25 protein-coding genes are annotated in these 26,442 nt (G+C 73.8%); 14 read left to right on the forward strand and 11 right to left on the reverse strand.

Features of this window, described 5'->3' with window-relative positions; genetic code table 11:
- The 5 genes from HGB44_RS26545 to HGB44_RS26565 all read left to right on the forward strand — a co-directional run.
- A partial coding sequence (locus tag HGB44_RS26545; protein ID WP_233458913.1) for an ABC transporter permease occupies positions 1 to 996 on the forward strand: 996 nt, incomplete at its 5' end.
- Entirely contained in the window at positions 980 to 2,101 is a 1,122-nt protein-coding gene (locus tag HGB44_RS26550) for an ABC transporter permease (protein ID WP_082768594.1), read from the forward strand. The genes HGB44_RS26545 and HGB44_RS26550, both read left to right, overlap by 17 nt.
- Entirely contained in the window at positions 2,098 to 3,168 is a 1,071-nt protein-coding gene (gene rhaS / locus HGB44_RS26555) for a rhamnose ABC transporter substrate-binding protein (protein ID WP_061083040.1), read from the forward strand. Before HGB44_RS26550 ends, rhaS begins: the two co-directional genes overlap by 4 nt.
- Positions 3,169 to 3,427: 259 nt before the next feature.
- Positions 3,428 to 3,745, forward strand: coding sequence for an L-rhamnose mutarotase (locus HGB44_RS26560; RefSeq protein WP_061083041.1), 318 nt, complete (start codon positions 3,428 to 3,430; stop codon positions 3,743 to 3,745).
- Between the two features lie 37 nt (positions 3,746 to 3,782).
- Positions 3,783 to 5,240, forward strand: a complete 1,458-nt coding sequence (locus tag HGB44_RS26565) for a BNR repeat-containing protein (RefSeq protein WP_061083042.1) — start codon at positions 3,783 to 3,785, stop codon at positions 5,238 to 5,240.
- A 41-nt stretch (positions 5,241 to 5,281) separates the two neighbouring features.
- On the opposite strand, the gene HGB44_RS26570 is transcribed toward HGB44_RS26565, so the two are convergent.
- Complete coding sequence (locus HGB44_RS26570; RefSeq protein ID WP_061083043.1) at positions 5,282 to 5,917, reverse strand: hypothetical protein; 636 nt, start codon at positions 5,915 to 5,917, stop codon at positions 5,282 to 5,284.
- A gap of 57 nt (positions 5,918 to 5,974) precedes the next feature.
- Here HGB44_RS26570 and HGB44_RS26575 point away from each other — a divergent pair, with 57 nt between their 5' ends.
- Positions 5,975 to 6,259 (forward strand): hypothetical protein, encoded by a 285-nt coding sequence (locus HGB44_RS26575; RefSeq protein WP_061083044.1) that lies wholly within the window; start codon positions 5,975 to 5,977, stop codon positions 6,257 to 6,259.
- Between the two features lie 9 nt (positions 6,260 to 6,268).
- On the opposite strand, the gene HGB44_RS26580 is transcribed toward HGB44_RS26575, so the two are convergent.
- On the reverse strand, positions 6,269 to 7,486 hold the full coding sequence (locus HGB44_RS26580) for an MFS transporter (protein ID WP_061083045.1): 1,218 nt from the start codon (positions 7,484 to 7,486) through the stop codon (positions 6,269 to 6,271).
- A 282-nt stretch (positions 7,487 to 7,768) separates the two neighbouring features.
- Here HGB44_RS26580 and HGB44_RS26585 point away from each other — a divergent pair, with 282 nt between their 5' ends.
- On the forward strand, positions 7,769 to 8,527 hold the full coding sequence (locus tag HGB44_RS26585; RefSeq protein WP_061083046.1) for a thioesterase II family protein: 759 nt from the start codon (positions 7,769 to 7,771) through the stop codon (positions 8,525 to 8,527).
- A 30-nt stretch (positions 8,528 to 8,557) separates the two neighbouring features.
- Here HGB44_RS26585 and HGB44_RS26590 read toward each other — a convergent pair whose 3' ends face one another.
- Both HGB44_RS26590 and HGB44_RS26595 read right to left on the reverse strand, forming a co-directional pair.
- On the reverse strand, positions 8,558 to 9,265 hold the full coding sequence (locus tag HGB44_RS26590; protein WP_061083061.1) for a hypothetical protein: 708 nt from the start codon (positions 9,263 to 9,265) through the stop codon (positions 8,558 to 8,560).
- A gap of 33 nt (positions 9,266 to 9,298) precedes the next feature.
- Entirely contained in the window at positions 9,299 to 11,134 is a 1,836-nt protein-coding gene (locus tag HGB44_RS26595) for a glycoside hydrolase family 13 protein (protein ID WP_061083047.1), read from the reverse strand.
- 424 nt (positions 11,135 to 11,558) lie between these two features.
- Between HGB44_RS26595 and HGB44_RS26600 the strand changes: the two genes are divergently transcribed.
- Positions 11,559 to 12,080 carry a GNAT family N-acetyltransferase gene (locus HGB44_RS26600; RefSeq protein ID WP_026115190.1) on the forward strand — a complete coding sequence of 174 codons (522 nt, stop codon included), beginning with the start codon at positions 11,559 to 11,561 and terminating at the stop codon, positions 12,078 to 12,080.
- 109 nt (positions 12,081 to 12,189) lie between these two features.
- On the opposite strand, the gene HGB44_RS26605 is transcribed toward HGB44_RS26600, so the two are convergent.
- Positions 12,190 to 13,071: an aldo/keto reductase gene (locus tag HGB44_RS26605; protein ID WP_061083048.1), complete on the reverse strand. Its 882-nt coding sequence runs from the start codon at positions 13,069 to 13,071 to the stop codon at positions 12,190 to 12,192.
- A 292-nt stretch (positions 13,072 to 13,363) separates the two neighbouring features.
- Positions 13,364 to 14,245, reverse strand: a complete 882-nt coding sequence (locus HGB44_RS26610; protein ID WP_061083049.1) for an aldo/keto reductase — start codon at positions 14,243 to 14,245, stop codon at positions 13,364 to 13,366.
- Between the two features lie 171 nt (positions 14,246 to 14,416).
- Here HGB44_RS26610 and HGB44_RS26615 point away from each other — a divergent pair, with 171 nt between their 5' ends.
- Positions 14,417 to 14,818, forward strand: a complete 402-nt coding sequence (locus HGB44_RS26615; protein ID WP_061083050.1) for an ACT domain-containing protein — start codon at positions 14,417 to 14,419, stop codon at positions 14,816 to 14,818.
- 42 nt (positions 14,819 to 14,860) lie between these two features.
- On the opposite strand, the gene HGB44_RS26620 is transcribed toward HGB44_RS26615, so the two are convergent.
- The gene (locus HGB44_RS26620) at positions 14,861 to 15,028 is read right to left on the reverse strand and encodes a hypothetical protein (protein WP_168444152.1); all 168 of its coding nucleotides are present in this window, start codon (positions 15,026 to 15,028) and stop codon (positions 14,861 to 14,863) included.
- Between the two features lie 25 nt (positions 15,029 to 15,053).
- Between HGB44_RS26620 and HGB44_RS26625 the strand changes: the two genes are divergently transcribed.
- Complete coding sequence (locus tag HGB44_RS26625; protein WP_061083051.1) at positions 15,054 to 15,578, forward strand: CGNR zinc finger domain-containing protein; 525 nt, start codon at positions 15,054 to 15,056, stop codon at positions 15,576 to 15,578.
- Between the two features lie 95 nt (positions 15,579 to 15,673).
- Here HGB44_RS26625 and HGB44_RS26630 read toward each other — a convergent pair whose 3' ends face one another.
- The gene (locus HGB44_RS26630; RefSeq protein WP_061083052.1) at positions 15,674 to 16,477 is read right to left on the reverse strand and encodes an IclR family transcriptional regulator domain-containing protein; all 804 of its coding nucleotides are present in this window, start codon (positions 16,475 to 16,477) and stop codon (positions 15,674 to 15,676) included.
- A 225-nt stretch (positions 16,478 to 16,702) separates the two neighbouring features.
- Between HGB44_RS26630 and HGB44_RS26635 the strand changes: the two genes are divergently transcribed.
- The 4 genes from HGB44_RS26635 (at position 16,703) to pcaDC (ending at position 20,807) form a co-directional block, all read left to right on the forward strand.
- A complete protein-coding gene (locus HGB44_RS26635) occupies positions 16,703 to 17,371 on the forward strand; it encodes a sulfotransferase family protein (protein ID WP_061083053.1) in 669 nt (222 codons plus the stop codon).
- 268 nt (positions 17,372 to 17,639) lie between these two features.
- Entirely contained in the window at positions 17,640 to 18,470 is an 831-nt protein-coding gene (locus HGB44_RS26640; protein ID WP_061083054.1) for a CoA transferase subunit A, read from the forward strand.
- Positions 18,467 to 19,222 (forward strand): CoA-transferase subunit beta, encoded by a 756-nt coding sequence (locus tag HGB44_RS26645; protein ID WP_061083055.1) that lies wholly within the window; start codon positions 18,467 to 18,469, stop codon positions 19,220 to 19,222. The genes HGB44_RS26640 and HGB44_RS26645 overlap by 4 nt, the downstream gene beginning before the upstream one ends.
- 448 nt (positions 19,223 to 19,670) lie before the next feature.
- Complete coding sequence (gene pcaDC, locus HGB44_RS26650) at positions 19,671 to 20,807, forward strand: bifunctional 3-oxoadipate enol-lactonase/4-carboxymuconolactone decarboxylase PcaDC (RefSeq protein WP_061083056.1); 1,137 nt, start codon at positions 19,671 to 19,673, stop codon at positions 20,805 to 20,807.
- Positions 20,808 to 21,000: 193 nt separating this feature from the next.
- Here the strand turns inward: pcaDC and HGB44_RS26655 are convergent, their stop codons facing one another.
- The 3 genes from HGB44_RS26655 to HGB44_RS26665 form a co-directional block, all read right to left on the reverse strand.
- The gene (locus HGB44_RS26655) at positions 21,001 to 21,837 is read right to left on the reverse strand and encodes an SAM-dependent methyltransferase (protein WP_061083057.1); all 837 of its coding nucleotides are present in this window, start codon (positions 21,835 to 21,837) and stop codon (positions 21,001 to 21,003) included.
- A 122-nt stretch (positions 21,838 to 21,959) separates the two neighbouring features.
- Positions 21,960 to 22,694, reverse strand: a complete 735-nt coding sequence (locus HGB44_RS26660; RefSeq protein WP_061083058.1) for a hypothetical protein — start codon at positions 22,692 to 22,694, stop codon at positions 21,960 to 21,962.
- Positions 22,691 to 25,777: a DEAD/DEAH box helicase gene (locus HGB44_RS26665; protein WP_061083059.1), complete on the reverse strand. Its 3,087-nt coding sequence runs from the start codon at positions 25,775 to 25,777 to the stop codon at positions 22,691 to 22,693. Before HGB44_RS26665 ends, HGB44_RS26660 begins: the two co-directional genes overlap by 4 nt.
- Between the last annotated feature and the right edge of the window lie 665 nt (positions 25,778 to 26,442).

The following is a 26,442-nucleotide window of genomic DNA, read 5'->3' on the forward strand; positions in this document are numbered from 1 at the left end:
CCCACCCCCGCCCCCGCGCGCCGCAGGCTCCAGTTCCGCGAACTCGGCGTGCTCCTGGCCGTGGTGATCCTCGTGGCCGCCACGTGGATGTACAACCCCGGGTTCCTGTCCAGCCAGGGCGTACGCGACCTGTTCCTGGGCGCCACCGTCCTGTCCGTCCTCGCCGTCGGCCAGGCCCTGGTCCTGATCACCAAGAACGTCGACCTCTCGGTCGGCTCGATCATGGGCCTGTCGGCCTTCGGCACGGGTCTGCTGTTCGTGACCTTCCCCGGCCTGCCCGTCCCCGTCGCGATGCTCGCCGGGGTCGCCATCGGCCTGGTCGCGGGCCTGCTCAACGGCCTGCTGGTCACCACCGTGCAGGTCCCCGCCCTGGTCGTGACCCTGGGCACCCTGTACGCCTACCGCGGCCTCAACCACTGGTGGGCCGGGGGCGAGCAGGTCAACGCCCACGACATGCCCGACTCCTTCCTGCTCCTGGGCCGCTTCAGCGTCCTGGGGGTGCCCCTGCCCGCCGCGGTCGCCATCGTCGTGGTCGCCGCCGTGGGCTTCTACCTCGCCGGCTACCGCTCCGGCCGCGAGCTGTACGCCATCGGCTCCAACGCCGACGCCGCACGGCTCTCGGGCATCCCCGCCTCGCGCCGCATCACCTGGGCCTTCGCCGCCAACGGCGCCCTGGCCGGGCTGGCCGGGGTGCTCTTCGCCGCCCGCTACGGCACCGTCGACTCCACCGTCGGCACCGGCATGGAACTCCAGGTCGTCGCCGCGGCCGTGGTCGGCGGCGTGGCCATCGCGGGCGGTGTGGGCACCGTCTACGGCGCCGCGCTCGGCGCCGTCCTGCTCACCACCATCACCGCCGCCCTGCCCATCTGGCAGATCAACCAGTTCTGGCACCAGGCGGTGGTGGGCGCACTCATCCTGGCCGCCATCGGCCTGGACCGGCTGCTCGCGGTGCGTACCGCGCGCAGGCTTCGAGGAGGAGGTGCCCGTGGCGCCTGAACGCACCGTCACCGCGCCCGCTCCGGACCGGGTCCCCGAGGGCGCCCCGGACCGGGGCCCCGGTCGGCCCGCACGGATCCGGTCGCTGCTCTCGGCCCGCGAGATGCCGGTGGTGAGCGCGCTCGTGGTCACCCTGCTGGCCGCCGGGCTGTTCGTGGACATGTTCGCCACCGCGCGCAACATCGACTTCCTGGTGCTGAGCGTGGCCGCCATCGCCCTGATGGCCCTGCCGATGACGCTCATCGTCATCACCGGCGAGATCGACCTGTCGGTGGCCAGCACCCTGGCCCTGACCAGCGCCACCCTGGGCGTGCTGTGGGAGGCCGGGGTCGCCATCGAGACGGCCCTGTGGATCTGCCTGGCCGTGGGCGCGCTGCTGGGCGCCCTCAACGGGTTCCTGGTCACCGTGTGCGGGCTGCCGTCCCTGGCCGTGACCATCGGCACCATGGCCCTGTACCGGGGCCTGGCCTACGTGCTGCTCGGCGACCGCGCCGTGGCCAGCTACCCCCAGAGCTGGGTCAGCGGCGCCCGGGAGTCCTTCCTGGGCGTCCAGGGCCTGCCGTGGATCGCCGTGGCGGTCCTGGTCCTGGCCGTGGCGTTCGGGGTGCTGCTGCACGCCACCGCCGTCGGCCGCTCGCTGTTCGACATCGGCAACAACGACGAGGCCGCCCGCTTCACCGGCGTGTCGGTGCGCTGGACCAAGTTCTGGCTCTTCACGCTCAGCGGAGTGGTGGCCGCCGGCGCCGGGGTCTTCTGGACCCTGCAGTACGGCACCTCCCGCGCCGACACCGCCTTCGGCCTGGAACTGCAGGTCGTGGCGGCCGTCCTGCTCGGCGGAGTGTCGATCTTCGGCGGGGTCGGCTCGATCCTGGGCGTGATGAGCGGCGTCGTGCTGCTGGGCGCCATCCGCAACGCCCTCCAGCTGTTCGGCATCAGCAGCGAGGTCCTCCAGATCGTCACCGGCCTCATCCTCATCGCCTCCGTCGTCACCCCCAACCTCGTGGCCCGGCTGCGCGCCAGACGCGCACCCGGACCCAGCCCCTCCTCAGCTCCGGCCGCGGCACCGTCCGCCGCGTCCGCCCCCACCAAGGGAGAACACTCATGACCCAGGGCCGCCCACGCCACCTGTTCCTGGCCGCGTCCGCGTTCGCGGTGCTGATGACCGCCGCCTGCGGCGGGGGCACCACCATCGAGGACGCCCAGGAGGAGAACGAGACCGGGCCGACCGGCACCGCCGACCCGGACGCGCAGATCCCCGAGGGCCTGAAGATCGACTTCCTGCCCAAGCAGCTCAACAACCCCTTCTTCGAGATCGTCAACCAGGGCGGCACCGAGGCCGTCGAGGAGGTCGGCGGAACGGCCACCGAGCGCGGCGGCACCGAGGCCACGGCCGACTCCCAGGTGGAGTACATCAACGCGGCCAGCCAGGCGGGCAGCGACGTCATCGTGATCGCCGCCAACGACCCCGACGCGGTCTGCCCGGCGCTCAACGAGGCCCGCGACAACGGCGCGGCCATCGTCGGCTACGACTCCGACGCCAACTGCACCGACGTGTTCGTCAACCAGTCCTCCACCGAGCTCATCGGCCGCACCCTGGTCGAGATGATCGCCGAGGACCTGGGCGGCGAGGGCACCTTCGCGGTGCTGTCGGCCACCCCCAACGCCACCAACCAGAACGCCTGGATCGCGGCGATGGAGGAGGTGCTCGCCGAGGAGGAGGAGTACGCCGGCCTGGAGCTGGTCGAGACCGTCTACGGCAACGACGACGACCTGGAGTCCTTCCAGGAGATGCAGGGCCTCATGCAGTCCCACCCCGACCTGGACGGCGTGGTCTCGCCGACCACCGTGGGCATCGCCGCGGCGGCCCGCTACATCAGCGACTCCGAGTACCAGGGCGAGGTCGCCGTCACCGGTCTGGGCACGCCCAACCAGATGCGCGAGTTCGTGGACGACGGCACCGTGAGCCAGTTCGCCCTGTGGAACCCGCTCGACCTGGGCTACCTGGCCGGGTACACCGGCGCCGCGCTCAAGGCCGGGCAGATCACCGGCGCCGAGGGCGAGACCTTCACGGCCGGGCGCCTGGGCGAGTTCACGTTCGAGACCGACGGGGAGATCGTGCTCGGCCCGCCGCAGGTCTTCGACGCCGGGAACGTGGACGACTTCGACTTCTGAGTCCGCCCCCGAGACTGCCGCCGGGGCCGCCCCCGTCCGGGGCGGCCCCGGGGCGCCGGGAGCCTTCCGCGGCCCTGCGCACCCCTTCCGCCCGGTAGCCGTTCCCGCGGCCGTGGAGGCGTCTCCCGCGCGCCCGGCACACGGAAAGCGGGCCCGGGCGGCTCCGCCCGGCCCGACGTGCCGCAATCCGTACTGCTTCGTACATAACCGTCATGGTCTGTCACGCCTTCTCCAGACCCGTCCCACAGGAAGGACGTCCGTGCAGCGCGTCTGCTTCATCCTCAAGGTCCGCCGGGAACGCCTCGCCGAGTACCGGGAACGGCACGCCCAGGTGTGGCCGGAGATGCGCGAGGCCCTCAGCGCCACCGGCTGGCACAACTACTCGCTGTTCTGCACCGAGGAGGGCATGGTCGTCGGCTACCTGGAGACCGAGGACTTCGAGGCCGCCCGCGCCGCGATGGCCGAGACCGACGTCAACGCCCGCTGGCAGGCCGAGATGGCGCCGTTCTTCGAGGGTCTGCCCGGCCGCCCCGACGAGGGGATGGTGCCCCTGACCGAGGTCTTCCACCTCGCCTGACCGCCGCCTCGCCCGACCCCCCACGAGAGGAACCGCCGTGCCCCCCGCCCCGCGCTCCCCGCTGCGCGCCCTGGCCGGACTCGCCTCCGGCGCCCTGGCGCTGACCCTGGCCACGACCCTCACCGGACCGGCGACCGCCGCCGCCGACACGGCCGCCCCGGCGGCCGCCACGCCCTCGGCCACGCCGCTGGGCAGCTGGACCCTGGACGAGAACGCCCTGTACTTCGTCTCCTACGACGGCCTGGTCAACAACGGCTCCTACCAGCAGTCCGGCATCCTCACCCACGGCCGGTACCAGTACGCCGCCTGGTACACCGAGGACCGCCACGCCCTCCTCGCGCGCCGCTCCCTCGACGGCGGCGCCTGGCGGACCGTCCGCCTGCCCCACCGGCTGAGCGTCGACGACTCGCACAACTCCATCTCGCTGGGCGTCTCCGCCGCGGACGGACGCCTGCACGTGGGCATGGACACCCACAACACCCCGATCCACTACACGCGGTCCGCGCCCGGGCTGGTCACGGGCGGGGCGGACTGGAGCGCCGACTCCTTCGAGCCGATCCAGCGCGACCTGGCGGGCCTGGACACCGGCTCGATGACCTACCCCCGCTTCGTTCCCACACCCGACGGCGGCCTCCAGTTCGCCTACCGCACCGGCGGTTCGGGCGACGGGACCCAGGAACTCGCCGAGTACGCCGACGGGGGGTGGACCCACCTGGGCGCCTGGTCGTCGCCGGACGGCTCCTACGAGGCCAACGGGGCGGTCAGCGACAGCCGCAACATGTACCTGCACGGGATCGGCTACGGCGACGACGGACGGCTGCACGCCTCGTTCACCTGGCGCGAGACCGCGGCGGGCGGGGACATCCTCTGCCACCCGGGCGGGCTGTCCAACCACGACACCGGCTACGTCTACAGCGACGACGCCGGACGCACCTGGCGTACCGACGACGCCCGCCTCGCCGCGGTCACGGGCACCCGGATGCGGGTCTCCGTGGACACCCCCGGACACGTCGTGGACCCCCTGCCGCCCGACTACGCGCTCATGAACCAGGAGTCGCAGGCGATCGACTCCTCGGGCAACCCGCACGTGGTCATCAGCTACCGGCCGGGCAGGTTCGGGCACTGCTCGACCGACTTCGTCGACGACCGCAGACGGCAGGGGCGCACCTTTCACCTGCACCAGGACGACGCCGGGACCTGGCACAAGGTGGAGCTGCCCGAGCCGCTGGACGCCTTCGGCCGCTCCCGTCTGGTGCTCACCGAGGACGACACCGCCTACGTGGTCATGCCCTTCGGCCGCATCCTGGCCGCCACCGCCGACACCGGGTGGAGCGAGTGGACCACGGTCCACGACGGCGCGGGCGTCGACGCGTTCGGTGAGGTGCTGGTGGACGAGTCCCGGGTGGCCTCGGAGGGGATCCTGTCCGTCTTCTACCAGGAGGCCGGTTCGGGACCGTCCACGCCCATCCGCGTGGCCGACTTCCGGCTCGGCTGACCGGTGAGGGGCCCGGCCGGGCCCCTCACCGTCGCCGGGGATCACTCGGCGGGCAGGTCCACGCGGATCTCCCCGCCGAGCGACGCGCCGCCCTCCAGTTCCAGGTCGTCGCCGCTCCAGAACCGGCCCGGGTCGTAGTACCCGGGCAGGCGCCCCGGGGGCAGCAGCCCCATGGCCTCGTAGGTCAGGGCGATCACCTCGGCGCAGTAGGCGGTCTCCAGCGCGCGCTCGCGCGGGCCCCGGCCGAAGGGCAGCCGCCGCAGGGGCAGGCGCCCGCGCGCCCAGCGGGCGGCCATCTGGGTGGTGGAGGGGAAGGGGGTGCCGTTGAGCCGGGCGACCGTGCGCAGGGCGGCGTCCTCCATCGCGCCGTCCGCCAGGGGGTCGAGCTGGCGCAGCCAGCCGCGCTGGCCGTACTTGCGGCCCCACACCAGGACGGCGTCGCGCAGGTCGTGCAGCTGTACGCCGCGCTGGTGCCTGCCGGTCCACACGTCGGGCAGGGACCGGCCGAGTTCGGCGTGCCACATCAGCGGCGGCAGGTCCTCGACCACGATGGACATGCCGACGTGGTTGACCGGGCTGTTGGTGGTGATCTGGATGGCGCGGTCGGCCGCGCTCGTGCCGCGGAAGACCCAGACGTCACCGGTCCGGGTGAGCTCCAGCGCCTCGTTCAGGGACATGCTCGTGTCTGCCACACCAGTAGCCTAGGGAACATGCGTTGGTGGAAGGCCCTTGGAGTGGCCGCTTTCGTGGGCGTCGCGGCGACCGGTGCGGTGATCGCGCGGTCCGAGCGTCAGCGCCGTGCCTACACCCCCGAACAGGTCAGGGAGCGGTTGCGCGAGCGCGCCGCCCGGGCCGAGGCCGCCGGGACGGACGGGACGCCCGGAACGGTCGTGGAACCGGGGGAGGACCTCGGGGCGCCCGCGCGGCGCCGTCGGATGTCCGGGCTGGCCGCGGGGGTGCGGCGTTCCGCGGCGGCGGCCCTGGGATGGCTTCGGGGCCGCGTCGACCGCTCGGTCTGAGGGCAGCCGTCAGAGCGCGGTGGCCGGCCGGTCCGGGTCGGCCAGGCGTGGGACGCCGGGAACGGCCAGCGGCAGGAGCGTGGTCACCAGCCCGGCCACGGCGGCGCCGACCAGCACGGGGCGCGGGCCCACGGTCTGGGCCAGGGCCCCGGCCAGCGCGTAGCCGACCGGTTCCAGCGCGAAGCTGCCCACCTCGTCGACGCTGATCACCACGCTGAGCAGGTCCTGGGGGATCGCCCGTTGCAGGGCGGTGTACCAGTACACGCCCAGGAGCATGAAGCCCGTGCCGGTGGCGGCGTAGCCGGTCAGCAGCAGCCAGGCGGGCACGGTCGCGGCCAGGCCCAGCAGGACCAGCGGGTAGACGAGCACGCCCGCCAGGGAGACCAGGCCGGGGCGCGCCGGGTTCCAGCGGGCGGCGACGACCCCGCCCAGCAGCTGGCCCGCCGACATGCACGACAGCGCCAGCCCGTAGACGGGTTCGGCGTAGGAGTCGGCGACCACGATCGGCAGCAGGGTGAACCCGGGGGCGAGGGTGGCCGGCGCCTGCACGGTGGCGACCGCGATGATCGCCACCACCCAGGGCCGCCGCACCACCTCGCGCAGCCCCGCCCGGAAGTTCGCGCCCATCGTGGCCCCGGAGCGCTCGGCGGACGGCGCCGCCTCGCGCACCAGCGCCAGCACGGCGCCGCCCACCGCGAAGGCGGCGGCGATCAGCGCGAACACCGCCCGTGCCTCCAGGGCGGCGAGCAGCACCCCGGCCGCGGCGGGGCCGGTCACGCCCATGCCGCGTCCCACGACGTTGCGCAGGGCGTTGGCCTCCCGCAGCCGGTCGCCGGGGACCAGCAGCGGCATGATCGATCCGGTGGCGGGTTCGCTCACCGAACCGGCCGCGCCGCTGGCCGCCGCCAGGCACACGAACCAGGGAGCGGAGTCGGGACCCAGGGCGAAACCGAGCATGACCGCGCACTGCGCCAGGTCGCCCGCGGCCAGGGCGGTGGACTTGCGGACCCGGCTCACCAGGGCGCCCGCCAGCAGGGTGCACAGGGATCCCGCCACACCGCGCGCGCCCAGGACCAGGCCCAGGAGCAGCGGCCCGTGCCCGGCCAGCACCAGGCCGACCACGGCCACGGGCAGCATCGCCGAGCCGAGTTCGCCGGCGCCCCTGCCCGCGAGGAGGAGGCGGAACCCCCGGTGGCGCAGGGTCGGGGGCAGCGCACGCGCGCGCATGGGGCCTCCTCGGGAAAAGCCCCCAGTGTGCCGGTGGTCCCCGCGGCCCGGCGAGTGGTTTTCCGGCGATCGCGGGAGGGGGAGCCGCCTCCCGCGACCTCCGCGGCGGGGAGGGGCCGAGGTGTTCCCGCGTGTTCCACGGGTAGGGGGTCGTGTTCCAGGCGGGGCGTGCGTCCCCGGGACGGGGAGCTTTGTTACCCACCGGTACTACCGACTGGTAGCTTTGCTCTGTCGTGATGGCCGTACGGCCGCACCCGGACACGGACAGCGAGGAATCAAGCAGTGCACGAGGGCGTCCTCATCCGGCCCCGACCCGTCCCCCGGGCCCGCTTCCGGATCTTCCTGCTGCACCACGCGGGCGGGTCCTCCCTGGGCTACCGGCCCTGGGTGCGCCACTTCCCGGCCGACTGGGAGGTGTGCCTGGTGGAGGCGCCCGGACGCGGCCGGAGCTCGGCGGACAAGCCCTTCCGCGACGCCGGGGAGCTCGCCCGCCACCTGCGCGCGCACCTGGCCCCCGAACTGGACCCGCCCTTCGGGTTCTTCGGCCACAGCATGGGCGCGCTCCTGGCCTACGAGCTGACCGCCCTTCTGGCCGCCGACGGCCCCGCCGCCCCCGCCTGGCTCGGGGTGTCGGCGTGGAGCCCTGCCCCGGGCCCCGAGCGCGACGAGCCCCGGCACCTGCTGCCCTCCGAGCAGCTGCGCCGGAGCATCGCCCGCATGGGCGGGACCGCCGCCGGGTCCCCGTCCGACCCCGAACAGTGGAAGCTCGTGGAGCCGCTGATCCGCGCCGACCTCGAACTCGTCGACACCTGGCGCCCGGATCCGGGCGCCCCGCCGCTGCGGACGCCGCTGTCGGCCTTCGGCGGCCGGGACGACCCCGGCGTCACGCCCGAGCGCCTCGCCGCCTGGGACGGCTGCGCCTCGGGACCGGTGGAGCGCCACATCCTGCCCGGCGAGCACTTCTACTTCGTCGGCCGGATCGGCGACGTGGTCACCCGCATCGTCAAGGACGTCCAGGCCGCTCTGCCCCGGGAGGTCTAGACACATTGTCCCGTGGCGTTCGGTGCCCGTTCAGCCCCGGAACTCCTCGGTGTTCCACGTCCGCCAGACACTCCGTGTGTTGGGCACTCCGGGACGGTCGAGGAGCCAGAGGACATAGGCGGCGTGGCGGCGCGCCCACGGATGCTCCGACCCGGCGGCCACAGCCAGCCTGTCGCGCAGGTCCCCACCGTCCAGGACGCGGGCCACCCGCACGTACTCGCGGTCCTTGCAGCGGTAACGCCGCCGGACGACGGTCTCGACCAGGTCGCTGAGCCTGGTCCTGACCGCCTCGTCGTGCCCGGCGACCGCCACATCGCGTAGGAGACGTTCCTTCGTGCCCCATTTCTTGGCGTGCAGGGTCCACTCCCTCGGGTACTTCGCCTCCCACTCCAGGTAGAGCAGCGCGTAGGGGAGGCCGGGCCATGCCCTGACGTCCCCGGCGGGACGGTTCCACAACGCGTCGGGCAGTGTGTGCCTCTGGGCCTCTCTGAGCGGCGCGTAGGCCCTGAGGTGCTCCGCCTTCCGGTACCGCTCCCGATCCTCGGGGAGCGGGGTCCGCAACCACTCGTTGAACCGGGCGACGGCGTCCCCGACGTTCCTCTGGACCTGGGAGAGGCGGACCAGGGCCCCGGCGCGTTCGGCGGGATCGTCCGCCGTCAGTCCGTACGTCCAGCCCAGTCGCGCGTCCCACGCACGGCCGTCATCGCCGTCCGTTCCCGAGCCCGGTCGCCCTGTCACCCGTTCCACCTCTCCTCCGCTCCCGCCGGGGCGTCAGAGGCCGACCGCGATGACGTAGCCGGGCCCGTCCGCCGCCAGCTCCACCCGCTCCGCGCCCTCCAGGTCCGCCCGTGCCCCGCCGCCTCGGGCGAGCACCTCCAGTCCCGGGACGTCCAGGTCGGCCAGGGCCGCGGACAGCGCCCCGTGCGGGCCGTCGGCCAGGTGCACCAGCACCACCTGGCCGCCGAGCGAACGCAGGAAGGTCATGTGGTGCGGGCCCGCGTCCAGCCAGCGCAGACCGCCGGTCTGGAGCGCGGGCAGCTCCCGGCGCAGGGCCAGCAGCCGGGTGTGGGCCTCCATCGTTCCCAGGTCCCACGCCTCGGGCCGGTGCCAGGGCATCGGCCTGCGGGCGTTCTCCCCGTCCACGCCCTCCATGCCGATCTCGTCGCCCGCGAACACGAACGGCACGCCGGGCAGCGTCACCTGCGCCGCCACCCCGACCTCGTGCCGACCGGCGTCGCCGCCCACCACGGTCCGAAAGCGCGTCGAGTCGTGCGTGCTCAGCGCGTTCACGCTGTGCGTCAGCACCCGCCACGGCAGCCCGGCGTTGGTCGCGCGCATCGCCCGCACCGCCTGTTCGGCGCCGCCGCGCGGCAGCGGCGAGTCCGTGCGCAGGTAGCGCACCCGCTCGGGTGCGGTGTTCAGCCACGTCCACACCGGCCGGGTGAACCCGGCGTAGTTCATCACCCCGTGCCACCCGTCGTGGTGTGTGTCGGGGCCCGCGTCGTGGAAGTGCTCGGCCAGCAGCCACGACCCGTCACCGCCCCGCTGGTTGTCCACCTCGCGCATCCGTGCCGCGATCTCGCCGGAGACCTCGCGGTTGAGGTCCTGCGCGCCGTTGCGCCCGGTCATGTTGGCCACGTCGATGCGCCAGCCGTCCAGCGCGTCCGGCCCGCTCAGCCAGCCCACGAGCACCGAGTCGTCGGCGCCGTAGACCCTGCGCCGCAGTTCGGCCGAGGAGTAGTCCAGCTTCGGCAGGCTGGGCACCCCCAGCCAGCCCACGTAGCCGTCCGGGTGGTCGGTGAAGTGGTAGAACCCCGCCTCGGCGGAGTCCGCGTCGGCCCGCGCCGCCAGGAACCACTCGTGGGCGTCCCCGGTGTGGTTGGTGGTCAGGTCGCCCATCACCCGCATGCCGCGTTCGTGCGCGGCCCGTGCCAGCTCCCGCAGGGCCCGGTCGCCGCCGAGCAGCGGGTCCACCTCGGAGAAGGTGGCGGCGTCGTAGCGGTGCGTGGAACGAGCGGGGAAGACGGGCGTCAGGTAGACCACCTCCACGCCCAGCGCGGCCAGGTGGTCCAGACGGCGGCGGACCCCGTCGAGCGTGCCGCCGAAGTACTCGCGGGTCGCGGTCAGCCCGAAGGCGGAGGGCTCGTCGTCCCAGGAGCGGGGCAGCGCCCAGTCGGGGTGCTCGGCCGGGGGCTCGACGGAGTCGTCGTCGCGGGCGAAGCGGTCCGGGAAGATCTGGTAGACGCTCGTGCCCGTGACCCACGCGGGCGGCGGGGGCCCGTCGACCAGCCGGAAGTCCGCCGCGTCGGTCACCTCGTGGTCATGGACGCCCTCCTGGTTGAGCCACGTGTACTCCGCGCCGCGCACGATCGCGAACCGGTAGTTGGTCACCACCGGGCGCACCGGCACGTTCGCCTCGAACCAGACGGCGTCGCCCGACGCGTGCGTCCTCTCGGCCCGGAAGGTGACGCCCTCGCCGTCCTCCACCACGCGGGCGTACACCGCGTCCGCGCCCCCGGGCACGCGCACGCGCAGCCTCGCCCGGCCCTCCCCGAGGCTGACGTGGTCGGGGGATCCGTCGTGGTGGGGGTCGCGGACGAACTTCATGGGGCGGCTCCTGGGCTGCGGGGTGCTGACACGTGAGCGGACCCCGCCGCGTGGGCGGCGGGGCCCGGTCCAGACTGGTCAGTATCGTAACGGGAGTCGGGCGTCGCGAGTCCTTTTACGCCAGTCCGGGTCTTTTGTTGCGCTTTATTCCTCCGCGGTGTCCCACGCGTTCGGTCCAGGGGGCGGGGGCGGCCGGAGTTTTCGGGGCCGCATGCCTGGGAGCGCTCCCAGCGTGCTGGACACCCTAATCGCCGTGATACGCCGTGTAAAGGGGTCGTGACGTACGGGTCCGGGCCCTGCCCGCGTGGTTCCCGCGCCGACGCCCGTGGACAGGGCGGCGGCCGCGTGCGCCCGTCCCGCCGGATGCCGAGTCTGTTGACCTTCCCCCCTGTCGTGGTGGTTTGTCGCGGGTTACGGTGGTGATATGAGCCTTGAGTTGCCAACCGACCGACTCCTCATCCGGGAGTGGCAGCTGGACGACGCCGAGGAGGCCCTGCGCATCTACGGGGCCGACGAGGTCGCGCACTGGCTGACGCCGGAGTGGCACCCGGTGCACGACACCGACGCGATGCGTCTGGTGCTGCACGCCTGGGTCGAGGCGGGGCCCAACCTGATTCCGCCCGCGGGACGCTGGGCCATCGTCCGCGAGGAGGACGGACAGCTCGTGGGAGGGCTCTCGCTGAAGCTCCTCCCGCCCTTCGAGGAGGACTTCGAACTCTCCTGGGTGCTGCGCCCGGACGTGTGGGGCCAGGGGTATGCCACCGAGGCGAGCCAGGCCATCATCGCGTGGGCGTTCAAGCAGGGCATCGAGGAGGTCTTCGCGGTCGCGCGCCCCAACAACAAGCGGGCGATGGCCGTGGCGCGCAGACTGGGCATGGAGTGGGTCGGCGAGACCGAGAAGTACTACGACATGCGCCTCCAGGTCTTCCGCATGCGCCCGAGCTGAGCGAGGCGAACGGCCCGCCGCCCGCTTCCGTGGAGCGAGCGGTCCGCCGCCCGCCCCGAACACCCGCGGCCCCGTCGGGAAACCGGCGGAGCCGCACGCGTCCACCGGCTCAGCCGTCCAGGAACTTGGCGACGCGCTCGGTCTCGGACTCCGACAGCCTCACCGCGGCGGCGGCCGTGTTCTCCTCCAGGTGTGCCACCCGCGACGTGCCCGGGATGGGCAGCATCACCGGAGAGTGGTGCAGCAGCCACGCCAGCGCCAGCTGCGCCGGGGTGACCCCGTGCTCGGCGGCCAAGGGGGCCAGCGGCGAGTCCGGCCCCACCAGCTCACCGCGCTCCAACGGCGCCCAGGGCAGGAAGGCGATCCCGTCCCTCTCGCACTGTTCCAGCACGTCCTCGCACTTGCGCGCGACCGGCCCGTACCAGTTCTGCACCGACGCCACCGGAGTGATCGCGCGGGCCGCCGAGAGCTGCTCCACGGTCACCCCGGTCAGCCCGATGTGGCGGACCTTGCCCTGTTCGCGCAGTTCCACCAGGGCGCCGAGCTGGTCGGCCAGCGGCACCCGGGCGTCGATCCGGTGCAGCTGGAGCAGGTCGATCCGCTCCAGCCCCAGGTTGCGCAGGCTCAGTTCCGCCTGCTGCTTGAGGTACTCGGGGCGGCCCAGGGGGTGCCACTGCCCCGGTCCGGGGAGCGCGAAGCCCACCTTGGTGGTGACCACCAGGTCCTCGGGGTAGGGGTGCAGAGCCTCGCGGATCAGCTGCTCGCAGATCTGGGGTCCGTAGCAGTCGGCGGTGTCGATGAGGTTCACGCCCAGCTCGACCGCGCGCCGCAGCACGGCCAGCGCCTCGTCGCGGTCGCGCGGCGGGCCCCACGCCCCCCGGCCGACGAGCTGCATCGAGCCGTACCCCAGGCGGTGCACCGGCAGGTCGCCGCCGATCACGAGGGTCCCCGACTCCAGGGCGATGTGTGGTGTGGCGTGTACGTCGGTCACGAAGGTTCCTCCCGGACGGCGCTGGGCCGAGCGTGCGGAGCCGGGGCGGGAACCGGGCGAAGACGCGCGAGACCGGGCCTCCGGCGGTGTCCTGGGAAGAATCTCAGCAGGTGGGAGCGGTCGCAAGGAACCACGGGGCGCGTCGGGACGGATCCCGGACCGCGTGCGGTGCTGGTGGGGGGAGGAAGTCCGCCAACGGCGCTTTTGCCCGCCGTCCGGTGCCCCTCGCCCGCCGCGGACCCCGGCGGACCCGGCGCCCGTGACGCGGTCCCGGCGGAGCCCGGATCCCGGATCAGGTGCCCAGGTACTGGCTGATGCGCTCGGTCTCGGATTCCGACAGCCTCACCGCGGCGGCGGCCGTGTTCTCCTCCAGGTGTGCCACCCGCGACGTGCCCGGGATGGGCAGCATCACCGGTGAGCGGTGCAGCAGCCAGGCCAGGGACAGCTGCACCGGGGTGACCCCGTGCTCGGCGGCCATCGCGGTCAGCGGGGAACCCGGTCGCGCCAGCTCACCGCGCCCGACCGGCGCCCAGGGCAGGAAGGCGATCCCGTCCTTCTCGCACTGTTCCAGCACGTCCTCGGACTGGCGGAACGACGGCGCGTACTGGTTCTGCACCGACGCCACCGGAGTGATCGCGCGGGCGGCGGACAGCTCGTCCACCGACACCTCGCTCAGTCCGATATGGCGGATCTTGCCCTGTTCGCGCAGTTCCACCAGGGCGCCGAGCTGGTCGGCCAGCGGCACCTCGGGGTCGATCCGGTGCAGTTGGAGCAGGTCGATCCGCTCCAGCCCCAGGTTGCGCAGGCTCAGCTCCACCTGCTGCTTGAGGTACTCGGGGCGGCCCAGCCTGTGCCACTGCGCCGGACCGGTGCGCGCGAAGCCCGTCTTGGTGCCGATGACCAGGTCGTCGGAGTAGGGGTAGAGCGCCTCGCGGATCAGCTGCTCGCTGATCTGGGGGCCGTAGGAGTCGGCGGTGTCGATGAGGTTCACGCCCAGCTCGACCGCGCGCCGCAGCACCGACAGCGCCTCGTCGCGGTCGCGGGGCGGCCCCCACACCCCCTCGCCGACGATGCGCATCGCCCCGAAGCCCAGGCGGTGCACCGGCAGGTCGCCGCCGATCACGAGGGTCCCCGACTCCCGGGCGATGTGTGGTGTGGCGTGTACGTCGGTCACGGTGTCCCTTCCGGACGGCGCTGGGGCCGCGTGCTCAGAACTCTCAGGGGGCAGGGCCGCCGCACGGTTCCCGTGTGCGCGGATTCGCGTCCCCGGCGGTGTTGCGGGCAGGATCTCAGGAGGCGGCGCGCGCCCGCAAGGCGCCACGGGCGCGGGGGAGGGGAGAACCGGGTGGCGGGGGATCTGGAGCGGTTGCTGGCGGGAACCCGGGTCCGGCTGCGGCCGGGCGGTTACGTCTTCACCACCGTGCCGGACGGCGCGTCCCTGCCCGAGGGGGTGCGTCCGGTGGTCACGGTGGCCGAGGACGAGGCCCTGACCGTGGTGTGCCGCCGGAGGGAGGCCGACGCGGCCGGTCTGCCCTACGAGGACGCGGTCTCCTGGATCACGCTGGAGGTCCCCGCCGGGGCGGAGGCGGTGGCGCTGGTGGCGGCGGTGGCCGCCGCGTTGACCGGGGCCGGTCTGCCGTGCGACGTGGTGTCCGGCTTCCACCACGACCACGTGTTCGTTCCCGAGGGAGCGGGGGAGCGGGCGGTGGCGGTGCTGCGGGCCCTCCTCGGCTCCGAAGGGGGCTGAGCCGCGAGGGCTGAGCCGCCCTTCGAACGCCGCCGAGCCGGTTCACTCCCGCCCGGGGCCGACCGAGGCCAGGTCGTCCTGGAGCAGCCCGAAGGCCCGGGTCAGGGTCACCCTGCGCCCACCGCACGCGCAGCGCTGGTAGGCGACGACGCCCTCGCTGGTGGTGTGGTCCGACTCGGTGGTCCAGTGGTGTTCGTGCCGTGTACGCATGGGGCCAGTCTGATGTAATGGCATTATGCATCTCAACCCTTACGGCCAGGATCCGGTGGCCCTGGCCGTGGACCTGGTCAACCGGCCGCTGACCGGTGCGGCGGACCTGGAACGCCGCTGCGCCGAAGTGGGATTCCTCCTCGAACGCCCCGTCGGCGAGGACGACGTCGCCGCCGTCGGTGAGTTCCTGGAGCGCTGGACGCGGGTGGTCGACGCCGCCGACGCCCCCGCCCGCGCGGACCGGCTCAACCCGCTGCTCATCGAGTTCTCCGCGGCCCCGCGCCTGACCGACCACGCGGGCACCGGATGGCACCTGCACTACCGGCCCGACCTGCTGCCCGCCCACCGGCAGGTGGCCGCGCTGCTCTCCGTCGGCACCGCCCTGCACCTGACCGGCCGGGGCATGGACCGGCTCGGCCGGTGCGCGGCGCACGGCTGCGTCCGCGTCTACGCCGACTTCTCGCGCGGCGGACGCCAGCGCTACTGTTCGCCCGCCTGCGGCAACCGCGACGCCGTCCGGCGTCACCGCGCCCGCGCGGTCCGGCCCTGACGCGCGGACCGGCCGACCAGCCGCCCCGGTGGTGAACGCCCGTTCCGGGGCGCGGGCGGCGGACCGGAACGGGCGTGACGGGAGGATCGACGGGCTCAGGAACCCGCGTCGCGGCGCGCCACCGAGGCCAGGTCGGCCTCGATGCGCGCGGTGGTCTCCAGCAACGCGGGCAGCAGGTCGCGGCGCACGTCCTCGATCGAGGCCCGGTTGGCGTGTGCGGACACGTTCGCGGCCGCGATCACCCGGCCCGACCCGTCGCGGATGGGCGCGGCCAGCGAGCGCAGGCCCTCCTCCAGCTCCTGGTCGACGAGGGCGTACCCCTGCTCACGCACCCGCTCCAGTTCGGCGCGCAGCTCGGCCGGGTCGGTGATGGTGAACCGGGTCAGCGGGGTGAGCTCCACCCGCTCCAGGTAGGCGTCCAGGCCGCGGGCGTCGTGTCCGGCCAGCAGGACCCGGCCCATCGAGGTGGCCGAGGCGGGGAAGCGGGTGCCCACCCGGATGGCCACCGCCATGATCCGCGAGGTCGCCACACGCGCCACATAGAGCACGTCGTCTCCCTCCAGCACCGACACCGAGGCGGACTCGTGCACCCGGGCGGACAGGTCCTCCAGGTGGGGCTGGGCCACGTCGGGCAGCCCGGCGGAGGCCACGTAGGCGTAACCCAGCTCCAGCACGCGCGGGGTGAGCGAGAACAGCCTGCCGTCGGTGCGCACGTAACCCAGGTCCACCAGCGTGAGCAGGAAGCGGCGGGCGGCGGCACGGGTCAGGTCGGTCTCGCGCGCGACCTCGCTGAGCGTCATGGAGCGCCGCTCGGCGGAGAAGGCGCGGATGACCGTCAGACCGCGCTCGAGGGACTGCACGAAGTGGGCGCCGCGGGCCTCTTCTTCTTCGGTCGGCATCTGCTCTTCCCGGTTCGGTTGCGGGGCGGCCGGCCGCAGCCCCCGGAAAGGTTCTCACACCGCCCGGACGGAGCGGCAGAGCCCGTTCGCGGGGTGCCACGGGGCGCCCGGCGCCGGATATCGACAACAGGCCCCTGTGCGCAGAGTGCCCGTGTTACAACAGAAAGCGATCGGGGGCGTCCCTGATCCGGGCGTGAAGCCCTGTGGCGACCGAGGGGGACGACGGTGGACGTGATCGGAGCGGGCTTCCCGCGCACCGGGACGACGTCGATGAAGGCGGCGCTGGAACGGCTCGGCTTCGGCCCCTGCCACCACATGTCCGAGGTGTTGGGGTCCTCGGACCTGGCGGGCCTCTGGGCCGGGGTCGCGGACACCCCCACCGGTGAGGTGGACTGGGCCCGCCTCCTGGAGGGCTGGCGCTCGGGCGTGGACTGGCCGCTGTCGTTCTTCTGGCGCGAACTCGCCGACGCCTTCCCCGACGCGAGGGTTCTGCTCACCGTCCGCGACCCGCACCGGTGGTACGAGAGCATGCGCGCGACCATCTTCGAGATCGTGCGCCAGGCCGGACAGGACTCCTCGGGGGTGCGGGTGCCGCAGGAGATGGACGTGATCCGCCCCCTGATGGAGCGGATGTGGCTCGCGCACTTCGGCGTGCCGCCCGGTGAGGTCCCCGACGAGGCGACCGCGGTGGCGGCCTTCGAACGGCACGCGGTCCGTGTGTGCGCCGAGGTCCCGGCCGACCGGCTGCTGGTGTACCGGGTCGGGGAGGGGTGGGAGCGCCTGTGCGCGTTCCTGGGCACCGACGTCCCGGACGAGCCGTTCCCCCGCCTCAACGACACCGAGGAGATGCGCGCGAAGAGCGAGAGGTGGCGACGCGGCGAGCCCGTCACCTGACCGGATGCCCCGCTGCCCGGCCGGGTTGTCCTCCGACTGAACCCGGCTTCGCCGCCCCCGTCGCAGAACGCCGCCTCCGGCCGCCTCCAGACGCGTCCTTCCCGGCCTTCCCCGATGCGAAGGCCGGACCCTTCGGCGCGGTTCTCCCCGTCGCGAGGGCGGAGCGGTCCCTTACGCGTGCCTTGACCACGTTCGGGAACGGCGCTACCGTCATGGCCAAGATGTTCGCTGTGAGAACATGCATTCGCTGTCCGAACGGGAGTGCTCCATGATCGTTCCCCTGGACGAGGCGGTACGCGAACTCGTCCACGACGGCGACACCGTCGCCCTGGAGGGGTTCACCCATCTCATCCCCGTGGCGGCGGGGCACGAGATCATCCGCCAGGGCCTGCGCGACCTGACCTTGGTCCGCATGACGCCCGACATCGTCTACGACCAGCTCATCGGCGCCGGGTGCGCCAGCAGGCTCGTCTTCTCCTGGGGCGGCAACCCCGGGGTCGGCTCGCTGCACCGCTTCCGCGACGCCGTCACCTCCTCCTGGCCGGTGCCGTTGGAGATCGAGGAGCACAGCCACGCCGGAATGGCCAACCGCTACGTCGCGGGCGCCTCCGGCCTGCCCTTCGCCATCCTGCGGGGCTACTCCGGCACCGACCTGGTCGCCAACAACCCCAACATCAAGGCCGTCACCTGCCCCTTCACCGGGCAGGAACTGGCCGCCGTACCCGCCCTGAACCCCGACGTCACCGTCGTGCACGCCCAGCGCGCCGACCGCGACGGCAACGTGCAGCTGTGGGGCATCACCGGCATCCAGAAGGAGGCGGTCCTGGCCGCCGACCGGGCCCTGGCCACCGTCGAGGAGGTCGTGGACGCCCTCGACCCCGTCCCCGGCCAGGTCGTCCTGCCCGCGCGCGTGGTCGACCGGGTCAGCGTCGTCCCCGGCGGCGCCGCGCCCTCCTACGCGCACGGCTACTACGAGCGCGACAACGAGGCCTACCGCGCCTGGGACGCCGTCGGCCGCGACCGCGAGGCCTTCACCGCCTGGCTGGAGGAGCTCATCGCGGCCCCCACCGCACCCGAGCCCGCTGGGAGAGGCGCGTGACCACCGCGACCTGGACCTCCGACGAGATCATGACCGTGACCGCGGCGCGCTCGCTGCGTGACGGGATGTCCTGCTTCGTCGGCATCGGCCTGCCCAGCACCGCCGCGAACGTGGCCCGCCGCACCCACGCCCCGGGCCTGTGGATGGTCTACGAGTCCGGCACCCTGGGCACCGTCCCCGACCACCTGCCGCTGTCCATCGGCGACGGGATCCTCGCCGACACCGCCGACACGGTGGTCTCGGTCCCCGAGGTCTTCAACTACTGGCTCCAGGCCGGGCGGATCGACGTCGGCTTCCTCGGCGCCGCCCAGATCGACCGGTACGCCAACATCAACACCACCGTCATCGGCGACTACACCGACCCGAAGGTGCGCCTGCCCGGGGCGGGCGGCGCCCCCGAGATCGCCGCGTCCTGCCGCGAGGTCGTCGTCATCATGCGGCACAGCCGCCGCGCCTTCGTGGAGAAGGTCGACTTCGTCACCTCGGTCGGCCACGGATCGGGCCCCGGCGACCGCGAGCGACTGGGCCTGCGCGGCGCCGGTCCGGTGCGGGTGATCACCGACCTCGGCGTGCTGGAGCCCGACCCCGTCACCCGCGAACTCGTCCTGACCGGCGTGCACCCGGGGGTGGACGCGGACGCGGTCCGCGAGGCCACCGGCTGGGACCTCACCGTGGCCGACGACCTCGCCGTCACCCCCGAGCCCACGCGCGGGGAGCTGACGGCGGTGCGCTCCCTGACCGGGGCCGCCTGAGAGCCGTACCCGGAACTCCTCGGCCATCAGGACCTTGCCACCCCCTGCCGTCGGGAGCCGGTGCCGCACGAGACGACCGCGCCCTTCCTGGGCCAGGACCGCCTCGGCGCACTCGACCACGACCTCACCCGCCCCGCTCGACCCGAAGGCGCGCGAGCGCAGGCTCGCCGCCTACGACCACGATGCCATCGAACCCGAGCGGGCGCTGGTCTACCGCTGGAGCGGATCCGCGCGCTGCTCGACCCGGCCGGGTACCCGGGCTCGGCCCCCGTGTTCACCGACCGGGTCACCGGCGTCGGAACGGGTAGGACCGGCGACGCGGCGGCCACCGGCCCCGGGGGAAACTGATTCCGTGGAGAACACCGCGGCCGCGCGGGGAACACCAGCTCCGCTGGGAACACCGGACGCACGCAAAACACCGACGGCGAAGAAGGAGCACGAGGACCCGATGAGCGTTGACCTGCACCACACCGAGAGCGGACCGGCCGACGCACCGCCCCTGCTGCTCGGCGGCTCCCTGGGCACCACCACGCGGATGTGGGACCCGCAGGTCGAGGCGCTCTCGACCGTGTTCCGGGTGATCCGCTTCGACCACCGCGGACACGGCGACTCACCCGTGCCCGAGGGGCCCTACAGCATGGCCGACCTGGGCGGCGACGTCATCGCGCTGATGGACCGGCTGGGCATCGAACGCGCCCACTACGCGGGGCTGTCCATCGGCGGCATGGTCGGCCAGTGGCTGGCCGTCCACCACCCCGGGCGCATCGACCGCCTGGCCCTGCTGGCCACCTCCCCTTACACGGGCCCGGCCCGGAACTGGCGGGACCGTGCCGCGCTGGTGCGCGCCGAGGGCACCGGGGCCGTGGCGGACTCGGTGGTGGAGCGCTGGTTCACCCCGGCCTTCGTCAAGGAGCGCCCGGCCGAGGTCGCCGTGCTGCGCGACCAGGTCGCGTCCACCGAGCCGGAGGGGTACGCGGGTTGCTGCGGGGCCATCGAGACCCACGACGTGCGCGAGGACCTGCACCGGATCAGCGCGCCCACGCTGGTCATCGCCGGGGCCGACGACCCCTCGACCCCGCCCGAGGGCAACGCCGAGCTGATCGCCGAGCGCGTCCCCGGCGCGCGCCTGGTGGTGCTGGAGGAGGCCGCGCACCTGCTGTCCTGGCAGCGGAGCGCCAAGGTCAACACCCTGCTCACCCAGCACTTCGCGTCCGCCGACCGCCATGACGCGGGAACGCGGGTGCGCCGCGCCGTGCTGGGCGACGGGCACGTGGACCGGGCCCGGGCGCGCACGACCGGCTTCACCGAACCGTTCCAGGACCTCATCACCCGCTACGCCTGGGGTGAGATCTGGACCCGCCCGGGGCTGGACCGCCGCACCCGCATCTGCATGGTGCTCACCGCGCTGGTCGCGCACGGGCACTGGGACGAACTGGCCATGCACGTGCGCGCCGCGCTGCGCAACGGGCTTGAGCCCGACGAGATCGGCGAGGTGTTCCTCCAGGCCGCCGTCTACTGCGGGGTGCCCGCGGCGAACCGGGCCTTCGGCATCGCCCAGGAGGTCTTCGCCGAGCAGGGCGCGTAGGCGTGGGGCGCTGGTCAGGGTCGTGCGCTGACCAGCGCCCTCGGGCACCCGCCCCGGGGTGCGTGCGGTCCACGGCGCGACGCCGACCGGAGCGCTCCACCCGGACGCACCCGGCCGTACGCGGGCCCGCGCTCGACCGGGGCAGCGCTCCAGCGGCTCCGGACCGGGTCGCGGTCGAGCCGGGGCTGCCGGGTCAGCGCTTGAAGGCCACGCCCGCCAGCTCCCACAGCTTGACCTTGGGGTCGGCGGGGCGGAACACGGGGTCGGTGTCCGGGTGGCGCCAGGTGGCGCAGTCCACCGCGCGGGGGCCCTCGTCGCGCCCGTCGGTCCAGGGACTGGCCAGCTCCAGGCCCTCGAAGACCACCGAGGCCTCCTCGGGGCTGCGCACCCGGCCCCACGGGGTGCCGAAGGACAGGATCTTGTCGGTCATCCACACGGCGGAGGCCGGATCGTCGGAGACGATGTGGGAGAAGATCAGGCACGACCCCGGCGCCAGGCGGTCCATGAGGTCGCGCACCATGCCGAACGGATCGCTGTCGTCGGGGATGCAGTGCAGCAGCGAGACCAGCATCACGCACACGGGCAGGTCGGTGTCGATGAGCCTGGTGGTCTCGGGGGCCTCCAGGATCTCGTCGGTGTTGCGGATGTCGGCCAGCAGGAACGCGGTCTCCGCGCTGTCGCTGATCAGCGCCCGGCCGTGCGCGAGCACGATGGGGTCGTGGTCGACGTAGACCACCCGGGCCCGCGGGTTGGCCTGGTGGGCCGCGTGGTGGGTGTTGTTGGCGGTGGGCAGCCCGGCCCCGAGATCGAGGAACTGCTCCACCCCCTGGGCCGCCACGTACTCCACCGCGCGTGAGAGGTAGGCGCGGTTGTCGTTGGCGAAGGCGACCAGTTCGGGGATGCCGTCCGCGAGTGCCTCGCAGGCCTTGCGGTCGGCCTCGAAGTTGTCCTTGCCCCCCAGGAGGTAGTCGTACATGCGTGCGATGCTGGGGGTTTCCATGTCGATGTTGGGGGGGAAGTGATCGGCCATGAAGGGTACCCATCCGAAGAAGTGACGAGGCGAGTTCTCTGGCCGAATGGTAACCGTGTTTCCACGGCGTTGTGGAGTTTTCCACAACAAAGTTCGAAGTGCGTATTCGGCACCCCATACGCTCACGTTCCGGTCCCTGGTGGCGGTTGTCCGAAACCGGGCAGATCATCGGCCACGATCCCGGGAGCCGCGGCCCTGACGCGCTCGCCGGAGTCCTCAGGGGGGCTCGGCCGGGCGGGAAGCGGCGGCGCGGACCAGAACGCGGCGGCTGAGCCGGGGGCCGGTGCGACCGCCGGGGGAGGGGCTCCGGAGGTGGTATGCAATACCGCCTCTCCGTCATTTTTCCCGATTGTCTCCTCTGCGCCCGGAAATCCTTTTTCTGTGACCGGGGAAAGCGCTTTGACCTGCGCCATGAGCGCGCGCCGATCCCGACCCAGCCACCGGGTCAGCACGAACGGGTCGCGGTCGGCCTCGGCGCCCAGCCCCGCCACCGCCGCCGCGAGGTGCGCGCACCTGGCGTCCCACCGGTCACAGGAGCAGGTCGCCACCAGCGCGTCCCACCCGCGCGGCACCAGGTCCCACCCCAGTAGCGAGAACACCCGGGCGGCCGCCACCGGCAGCTCACCGGCCAGGATCCGGGCGCGGAACACCGGCTGGGAGGCCAGCGCGGCGCACAGGCGCTCCCACTCGGCCTCCGGCGGCACCGTGCGGATCAGGCTCACCTCGTGCGCGCCCGGGCCGCGCACCCGTCCCGTGACCTCGCCCGGACGCACCGACAGCCGCTCCACCCGCGCGCTCCCGGCGGCCCGGCCCGGCTCTCCCAGAGCCTGCGCGAACAGCGGCGACCACGCGCTCACTCGGCCACCGCCTCCGGGGACAGCCGCACGACCTCGCGCAGGTCCCGCACCGACAACCCGGTCAGCCACGCCTCACCGGTGGCCACGGCGCTGTCGGCCAGCGCGCTCTTGCGCTCGATCATCTCGTCCACCCGCTCCTCGACCGTGCCCACGCACACCATCTTGCGCACCTGCACGTCCCGCCGCTGGCCGATCCGGAACGCCCGGTCGGTGGCCTGGTCCTCCACCGCCGGGTTCCACCACCGGTCCACGTGCACCACGTGGTTGGCCGCGGTCAGGTTCAGCCCCGTCCCGGCGGCCTTGAGCGAGAGCAGGAACACCGCAGGGCCCTCCATCTCCTGGAAGCGCTGCGTCATCTCCTCCCGCTCCGCCCGCGGCGTGCCCCCGTGCAGCCACAGCACGGGCACCCCCAGACGCGAACGCAGGTAGGGGGCCAGGCGCTCGCCGAACCGCGCGTACTGGGTGAAGCACAGGGCCTTGTCGCCCTCGGCCGCGGCCGAGGCCAGGATCGCCTCCACCCGCTCCAGCTTTCCCGAGCGCCCCGACAGCGCCGAGCCGTCCCCCAGGAACTGCGCCGGATGGTTGCAGATCTGCTTGAGCCGCGACATCGTCGCCAGCACCAGCCCCTTGCGCTCCTTCTCGGTCGCCTCGGCCAGCCGCTCGCCCATCTCGTCCACCACCGCCTTGTACAGCGAGGCCTGCTCCGGGGTGAGCGTGCACCAGGTGCGCATCTCCAGCTTCTCGGGCAGGTCGGCGATGATCGACCGGTCGGTCTTGAGGCGGCGCAGCACGAACGGCCCGGTCATGCGGCGCACCAGTTCGGTGTTGGGTCCCTCCTCGCCCGCGACCGCCCGCTCGAAGGCCGGTGCGCTCCCCAGCAGCCCCGGGTTGGCGAACTCCATCACCGACCACAGCTCGCCCAGGTTGTTCTCCACCGGGGTGCCGGTGAGCGCGATCCGCGTGGCCGCGGGCAGCGACCGCACCGCCCGGGCCTGCCGGGTGCCGTGGTTCTTGAGCGCCTGCGCCTCGTCGCACACCACCCTGTGCCAGGGCATGCCCGCCAACTCCTCGCTGTCGCGGGTGACCACGCCGTAGGTGGTGACGACCAGGTCGCACGAGCCCACCAGGCGGGCCAGGGCGTTGCCCGAGGGCCGGTCCGGGCCGTGCTGGACGTGCACCCGCAGCGAGGGCGCGAACCGCTCGGCCTCGCGCCGCCAGTTGCCCACGAGCGAGACCGGGCACACCAGCAGGGTCGGCCCCGGCGCGGGCTCCCGGAGCCGCTCGTCGGTGAGCAGGGCCAGCAGCTGCACGGTCTTGCCCAGGCCCATGTCGTCGGCCAGGACCGCGCCCAGGCCCAGCTCGCCCAGGAAGCGCAGCCAGGCCGCGCCCCGGCCCTGGTAGGGGCGCAGCGAGCCCTGGAAGCCGGGCGGTGTGCCCATCGGGCGCGGCTCGGCCTTGGCGCCCCCGTCCAGCAGCGCGCCCAGCGGACCGGAGGCGACCGCGTCGGTGACCGGCAGGGGAGCGGTGCCCTCCACACCGATGGCCGTGCGCAGCGCCTCGTCGGTGCGCATCCAGTGGCCGCCGCGCCGTTTGACCAGGTCCAGGGTGGCGCTGATCCGCTCGGGGTCCACCTCCAGCCACCGGCCGCGCACGCGCACCAGCGAACGCTTGAGGCGGGCCAGCTCGGCGAGTTCGGCCAGCTCGTCCTCGCCGAGTGGTACGGCCTCCTCGCCGTCGCGGCCCCGGAGCAGGGCCTCGAAGGACACGTTGACCAGGTCGGAGGGGCCCACCCCGCCGCCCCCGCGCCTGCGGGGCGCCTCCTCGACCGCCACCCGCAGGCCCAGGGCGGGCCTGCCGCGCCACTCGGGCAGGACCACGCCGAACCCGGCGCCGCTCAGCCGGGCGGCGCCCTCGGCGACGAACCGTTCGGCGTCCTCGGTGCCCATCAGCAGCCGGGCCGGGGCCAGGTCGCGCAGCGCGCGGTGCAGGGGCGGGTGGTGGCGCGCGGCCCGGCGCAGGTCGGCCAGGGCGGTGGCGCCCACGTCGGCGGGCAGCCAGGCGGCGCCCTCGCCCTGCCACACCTGTTCCAGGGGCAGGCGCAGGCCCGGGTCGGTGACCGAGCGCACCCAGAACTCCAGGGCCCACGGCCCCGCGCGGTCGGGTTCGCGGAGCAGGAACAGCAGTGCGGCTCGCCCCGCGCCGCGCACCCGCGAGCGCCACTCGCGCAGGGGTCCGCGCAACCGGGCGGCGGTGTCGGCGTCGATCCCGCCGCGGCCGCCGGTGAGCGCGGCGGCCAGCCGCTGGCCGGGGGCCGACCCGTCGTCGGCGGCCTGCTCAGAGGCGGTCCCGCCCCCGGCGTTCCGGCCGTCGTCAGCCCGGCCGTCGTCAGTCCGGCCGTTGACTCTCCGCCCACCGCTGTCCAGCTCGGGGGACAGCGCGCGGCGGGGCCGGGCCAGGCGACGGGCCGCCGCGTCGGTGAGCAGTTCCAGGGGGGCGAGCACGCAGGCGCGGGCGACCGCGTCGGGCGGCTCGCCGGGCAGGTGGGCGCGGGCGGAGGGCGGCAGGGCGCCGGTGAGCGCGGCCAGGTGCTCTTCCGCCCAGTCCAGTGGCGCGGGTCGCCAACGGGCCCGGGCGGGGTCTCCCACCAGGTCGGGCAGCACGCACCCGGAGGCGACCAGGAGTTCGGCGAAGTCGCGGACCGCGCGCAGGTGGGCCAGTGAGGGGCCGGGTGCGGTGCCGGGGGCGTCGGGCGCGGCCAGGAGGGCCTCGGCGGAGACGGCGTCCAGCCGCAGCGCGGGTACCAGCCAGGGGTGGAAGGCGGCCGGGGCGGTGTCGGGGGCGCCGGTGGAGGCGAAGGGAGCGGAGGTGTCCCCTGGCAGGGACAGGTCCAGGGTCCCCTGCGTGGCCGGGTCCGCCCCGATTCCCGCGTCCGCCAGAAGCGCGCGCAGACCGCGGGCCTCCAGGGCGAACGGGTGCGGGCGCGCCCGGCCGTGCGCGCCCTCGGCCGGGGGTGCGGCGGAGGGGTCGGCCTCGGCCCACACCGCAAGCGCGTCCCCGGTCCACACGCCGTGCAGAACCCGCACCGCACCTCCCGCGTCCTCGCTGACCGTCGGCCCCAGTATGGCCGGGGACGGCGACAGACCGTGACGCGAGCTGGGGAGGAGGAGTGCCCGCGCGCGGTGTGCAGGTTCTTGTCCCGGGCTCTTGGAGCTGTCATGGGCGGTGCTGGGGGAGGGCGGTCAACGGTCGGGGTTGGGGGTGGTTGCTCGCTCCAGCGGTGGCGCCAGCTGCCGCGTAGTGGTGCAGGCCACGGGTAACGCTGGTCGAAGCCGGGTGGCTGGGCTTTGCTGCGTTGGCAGCGAAGGCAGTGGGTGTCTGGGGTTCCCGTTCAACGCTTTGGCCTGTGGGTGGTGGCCGAGGCGGCGGCACCGGCTGCCGCGTAGTGGTCCGGGTCGCGGCCAACGCCCGAGGTCAGGAGGTGGCGGGGCTCTGCTGCGTTGGCATCAAGGGCGGGAGCGACTCCGGGAGGGCGGTCAACGCTTGCTGTGCGCGTGTGGTCGCTCGCTCCTGCGTCAGCAGCTGCCGCGTAGTGGTGGGGGAGGGCGTTCAACGGTGGGGGTTGGGGGTGGCGGGGCTCTGCTGCGTCGGCACCAAAGGCGGCGGGGCTGTCGGGCCTCGGGCAGCGGTACCGGCCCCTGGGGTGGGGCGGGAGACGATGGCAGCGACGACGGTGGGCGCGGGGCCCGGG

Source organism: Nocardiopsis alborubida (genome assembly GCF_012396365.1).
GTDB lineage: Bacteria > Actinomycetota > Actinomycetes > Streptosporangiales > Streptosporangiaceae > Nocardiopsis > Nocardiopsis alborubida.

Coding starts and splice junctions, on each gene's coding strand:
- HGB44_RS26620 (WP_168444152.1), bottom strand. CDS start 15,028: ATGCGTACACGGCACGAACACCACTGGACCACCGAGTCGGACCACACC.
- pcaDC (WP_061083056.1), top strand. CDS start 19,671: ATGAGCGTTGACCTGCACCACACCGAGAGCGGACCGGCCGACGCACCG.
- rhaS (WP_061083040.1), top strand. CDS start 2,098: ATGACCCAGGGCCGCCCACGCCACCTGTTCCTGGCCGCGTCCGCGTTC.
- HGB44_RS26640 (WP_061083054.1), top strand. CDS start 17,640: ATGATCGTTCCCCTGGACGAGGCGGTACGCGAACTCGTCCACGACGGC.
- HGB44_RS26600 (WP_026115190.1), top strand. CDS start 11,559: ATGAGCCTTGAGTTGCCAACCGACCGACTCCTCATCCGGGAGTGGCAG.
- HGB44_RS26655 (WP_061083057.1), bottom strand. CDS start 21,837: ATGGCCGATCACTTCCCCCCCAACATCGACATGGAAACCCCCAGCATC.
- HGB44_RS26595 (WP_061083047.1), bottom strand. CDS start 11,134: ATGAAGTTCGTCCGCGACCCCCACCACGACGGATCCCCCGACCACGTC.
- HGB44_RS26580 (WP_061083045.1), bottom strand. CDS start 7,486: ATGCGCGCGCGTGCGCTGCCCCCGACCCTGCGCCACCGGGGGTTCCGC.
- HGB44_RS26625 (WP_061083051.1), top strand. CDS start 15,054: ATGCATCTCAACCCTTACGGCCAGGATCCGGTGGCCCTGGCCGTGGAC.
- HGB44_RS26570 (WP_061083043.1), bottom strand. CDS start 5,917: ATGTCCCTGAACGAGGCGCTGGAGCTCACCCGGACCGGTGACGTCTGG.
- HGB44_RS26630 (WP_061083052.1), bottom strand. CDS start 16,477: ATGCCGACCGAAGAAGAAGAGGCCCGCGGCGCCCACTTCGTGCAGTCC.